General features: G+C 73.1%; 3 protein-coding genes and 1 pseudogene. 1 reads left to right on the forward strand and 3 read right to left on the reverse strand.

Features of this window, described 5'->3' with window-relative positions; genetic code table 11:
• The 3 genes and pseudogenes from GTW40_RS10290 to GTW40_RS10300 form a co-directional block, all read right to left on the reverse strand.
• A pseudogene (locus GTW40_RS10290) lies at positions 1-904 on the reverse strand (insulinase family protein); the annotation flags it as partial.
• 87 nt (positions 905-991) lie between these two features.
• A complete protein-coding gene (locus tag GTW40_RS10295; RefSeq protein ID WP_161179863.1) occupies positions 992-1,960 on the reverse strand; it encodes a hypothetical protein in 969 nt (322 codons plus the stop codon).
• An 87-nt stretch (positions 1,961-2,047) separates the two neighbouring features.
• A complete protein-coding gene (locus tag GTW40_RS10300; RefSeq protein ID WP_161179864.1) occupies positions 2,048-3,139 on the reverse strand; it encodes a MerR family transcriptional regulator in 1,092 nt (363 codons plus the stop codon).
• Positions 3,140-3,296: 157 nt separating this feature from the next.
• Between GTW40_RS10300 and GTW40_RS10305 the strand changes: the two genes are divergently transcribed.
• Positions 3,297-4,169, forward strand: coding sequence for a hypothetical protein (locus GTW40_RS10305; RefSeq protein ID WP_161179865.1), 873 nt, complete (start codon positions 3,297-3,299; stop codon positions 4,167-4,169).
• Positions 4,170-4,200 lie beyond the last annotated feature (31 nt).

Consider the following 4,200-nt stretch of genomic DNA (forward strand, 5'->3'; position numbering starts at 1 on the left):
GGCCGCGCACCGCGTCCAGGGCGGCCTGGTCGATCCGGCCCGCCTGGAACCCGGCGAGCACGTCGACGAACCCGCCGAGCACGGCGTCCTGCTTGGCGGGCAGCGCGTCGGCGAAGGCGGTCAGGACCGCGTAGCCGTCGCGCCGGGGGAGGTAGTCGGTGGCCGCCGTGTAGGAGTAGCCGCCCTCCTGGCGCAGGGCGCGGGTGAGTTCGCGCTCCAGGATGCCCGCGTACAGCCGGGCGGCGGCCGTGTCGGTGACGACGGCGTCGAGCAGCACACCGCCCTTGCCGTCGGAGAAGTAGGCCGGGGTCCGGGGCAGCGCGGAGGTGACGGCGGGCATCGGGTGCCGCCCGCCCTCGGGCAGCCCGAGCGACAGACCGGCGGGCATCCGCTCGCCCGCGATCCACAGCACGGCGTTGCCCCGGGTGAACCAGGTCCAGGCCCAGTCACGCACGGCATCCGGGCCGAGCTCGCGCACGCCCCACTCGGGGTAGCTGGCCAGGCCGTACCCCTGTGCGCCGTAGCGCCAGAGCGGGAGCTGGGGCGAGGAGCGGCGGGACTCCTCGGTGCGCAGGATCTCCTTCTCGGTCTCCAGGCGCTCCATGGGCAGTTCGCGCAGGGAGGCGGCGACGGTGTGGAGGTACGTCGTCACCTCGTGCTCGGCGCCCTCGATGTAGAAGTGGGTGAACGCCGACTTGGTCTCGCCGTTGAAGTGGTAGTCGCTCACGCCGAGCCGGTGCAGGGCGAGGTGCTCGACCAGGTGGGTCACACCGGTGCGGGCCAGCGTCTCGTCGGCGACTCCGACGCGGAAGACCAGCCCGGCGCGCAGCGGCCCGGTGGTCTCGGCGAAGAGCGTGGGTATGCCGTCGACCTCGGTGTGGAGGAGGGGGGTCTGGAGGTTCATGTCCGGATCTCTTGGGGCTGGTCGGTCTTCGGAGGACCGCGGAGTTCGGGAGCGCGGAGTTCGGGTACCGCGGTGTTCGGGTACCGCTCAGCCCTTGGACAGGGCGGCGTTGCGGTGCCTGATGTAGGAGTCCGCGGCGTTCACGCCGTCCAGCTCGACCCACGGGTACTCGGCGGCGAGGTTGTTCAGCGAGCGGAAGCAGGCGGCGGCACGCTGATGGTCGCCGATCAGGGAGAACATCGCGGCGAAGTAGCCCTGGACGGTGACCCATTGGTAGTCGGGCCGGAAGTACGGGCTCAGCGTGGACCGTTCGGCGGCCTCGACCAGCTCGGCGTGCACGTCCGGGCGGCGCAGGTACTCCTGCCGCTCGCGCGCGTTCAGCGAGACCCAGTGCTCCATGTGGACCTCGGCCACCATGCCGCCGCTCAGCGAGCCCTCGGGAGCGTGGGTCAGGCACTCGCGCGCGAAGGCGTGCGCCGCCTCCCAGCTGCCGCTCCACTTGGGGCACAGCTGCTGGAGCAGCCGGCCCTGGCCGGTGATGTGGTGCGGGTGGACAGCGGCCAGCCGGTCGTACCGGCGGCGCGCCTCGGCCTGGCCCAGCTGCAGCCCCTTCGCGGTGGTCAGGCGCTCCGCCCAGGCCGCGTCGAAGGTCGGGTCGAGGGCGGTCGCCCGGATCAACGCCTGTTCGGCCAGCCGCAGATGGGCGTGCAGGCCCTCGAACTGCTTGCGGCTGACGTGCTTCGCGGAGGCGGCGGTGCGTATCTCCCAGCCGATCTTCACCTCGCGGGCGCCGAGCACCGTGAGCGCGAGCACGTCGTCCGGCGTGGCGGCCAGGATCTGGCGCATCCACTCCTCGGTCCCGCGCACCTCGGCCAGGATGCCGACCGCGAAGCTGCGGTTGGTCCCCGGCGGCAGCCCGTCGACGTACCCGCGCACGGACGCCCAGTCCCGCGCGGCCGCCACCTGCCGCAGCCAGGCGGCTTCGGGGTGGGCCGACACGATGTCGAAGTCGGGGCGCGCCAGACGGGACGCGAATGAGCCGGGTGTGTGCTGCATGTGCGGATCGTAAGCGGAAGGTATGACAAGGGGGCGGGCGGGGGACTTGCGACGGTCCCCGGCCCGGCACCCTCGTGGGTACGTCCGTCAGGCCGCCCGCCCGGCGCCCGGTACCGCGGTCGCGTCCGCGACCACGCAGCCGATGTTGTCGGGCCCGCCCGCCGCGTTCGCCGCGTCGATCAGCGCCTCGACGGCGTCGGCGGGTTGGGCTGCGGCGGCGAGAAGTTCCGCTATCCGCCCGTCCGGTACGACGCCGGTCAGCCCGTCGGAGCAGAGCAGATACCGGTCCCCGGCCCGCGCCTCCTGGAGCCGCAGATCGGGTACGGGAGCGGTGGCGCCGCCAAGTGCCTTGATCAGCAGGGCGCGTTGGGGGTGGACGGCGGCCTCCTCGGGGGTGAGCCGTCCCTCGTCCAGCAGGGACTGGACGACGCTGTGGTCGTGGGTGACGCGGAACAGCTCGCCGTCGCGCAGGAGATAGGCGCGCGAGTCGCCGATGTGGACGAGGGCGAGCCGGGAGCCGGTCCAGAGCAGTGCGGTCAGGGTGGCGCCGGAGTCGTCGGCGCCGTCGCCGCCGTCCCCGAGGTCCCGTATCGCCTCGCTCGCGCCGCGCACCGCGTCCTCCAGGAGGTTCAGCACACTGCCCGCGCGGAGTTCCTCCGTCTCGTCGAGGAAGCGGAGCGCGTCCACGGCGGCGCCGCTCGCCGGTGCCCCGGCGGGGCCGAACCCGTCGGCCACGGCGAGGAGTCGGCGCCCGGCGTACACGGTGTCCTGGTTGACGGTGCGGACGTGCCCGCGGTCGGCGCGGGCGGCGTAACGGAGTTCCAGCATGTCGGTGTGGTCCCTTCCGGACTCGGCGGTCAACTGGTCCACGAGGAACGCCGCGAGATCCCGCCGCGCGGCCGTCTCTGCCTCGACGCGGGCCCAGTACGCCCGGACCTCGCGCGCCGCGTCCGCCCCCTCCAGGGCGCTCACGGCGCGGATCTCCGCCAGCGGCATCCCGAGCCTGCGCAGCCACGCCACGAGCCGGGCGCGCTCCAACTGGCTTACGGCGTAGTAGCGGTAGCCGGTGTCCGGAGCCACCCGGGCGGGCCGCAGCAACTCCAGCTCGTCGTACAGCCTGAGCGCCTTCGGCGAGAGCCTGCTCGCCCGCGCGAAGGCGCCGATCGTCAGCAGTTCCATGCGAACTCCGCCTCTCTTCAGAGGTGTTCCTCGCTTCCCCACCGATGCTGGGGCTTCCCCGAAGGTGAAGGTCAACAGGGCTGTCCCGGTTCCCTCGCGGTTGCTAGCCTCGCCGTCGATGCCGTTGATCGAATCGCCGTACGACAGGACGCCCGCCGTGCCCCGTATAGCCCTCGCCACCTACGACGCGACGAACGGTCCCGCCCGGGACGTCGATCTGCCCGAGCTGGTACGGGAGTTGAGGGAGGCGGGCGCCGACGCGGAGAGCCGCTTCTGGGACGACCCGGACACGGACTGGGCCTCGTACGACCTCGTCCTCGTCCGCTCGACCTGGGACTACGCCTGGCGCACCGCCGAGTTCGCGGCCTGGGTGGACCGGGTGGACGCGACGACCCGGCTGCTCAACCCAGCCGAGGTGATCCACTGGAACTGCGACAAGCGATACGTGGGCGACCTGGCTGCGGCGGGGGTCCGCACGGTCCCGACCCGGTACATCGCCCCCGGTTCCCCGGCCGAGCTGCCCTCGGAGTACGAGTACGTGGTCAAGCCCGCCTCGGGCGCGGGCGCCCGCTACGCCGCGCGCTACACCCCGGCCGAACAGGACGTGGCCGTACGGCACGTGGCCCGGCTGCACACCGAGGGCCTCACCGCCATGGTCCAGCCGTACATGAGCGCCGTGGACACCGGCGGCGAGCGCGCTCTCCAGTACTTCGGCGGCCGGCTGCTCCACGCCAGCCGCAAGGGCGCGGTCCTGACCCCGGGCACGGCGTACGACGCCCCGCGCACCCCGCACCCCGGCCTGGAGCCGTGGCAGCCGACCGAGGCCGAACTCGCGGTCGCGCGGTCGGCGTTGGCGGCGGTGCCGGGTGGCCCCGACCGTCTCCTCTACGCCCGCGTGGACCTGGTGGACGGCGAGGACGGTCTGCCCCGGCTGATGGAACTGGAGCTGGTGGAGCCGAACCTGTTCCTGTTCCTGCACCCGGAATCGCTGCCGGTGGTGGCGCGGGAGATCATCGCGGCCGCGTCCTGAGGACGGGCGGGCGGGCGGCCGGTCGGGCGGT

Source organism: Streptomyces sp. SID4985 (genome assembly GCF_009863025.1).
Lineage (GTDB): Bacteria > Actinomycetota > Actinomycetes > Streptomycetales > Streptomycetaceae > Streptomyces.

What these genes read in the sequence shown, in the direction of transcription:
- GTW40_RS10295 (WP_161179863.1), bottom strand. Translation starts at nt 1,960, where the DNA reads ATGCAGCACACACCCGGCTCATTCGCGTCCCGTCTGGCGCGCCCCGAC.
- GTW40_RS10300 (WP_161179864.1), bottom strand. Translation starts at nt 3,139, where the DNA reads ATGGAACTGCTGACGATCGGCGCCTTCGCGCGGGCGAGCAGGCTCTCG.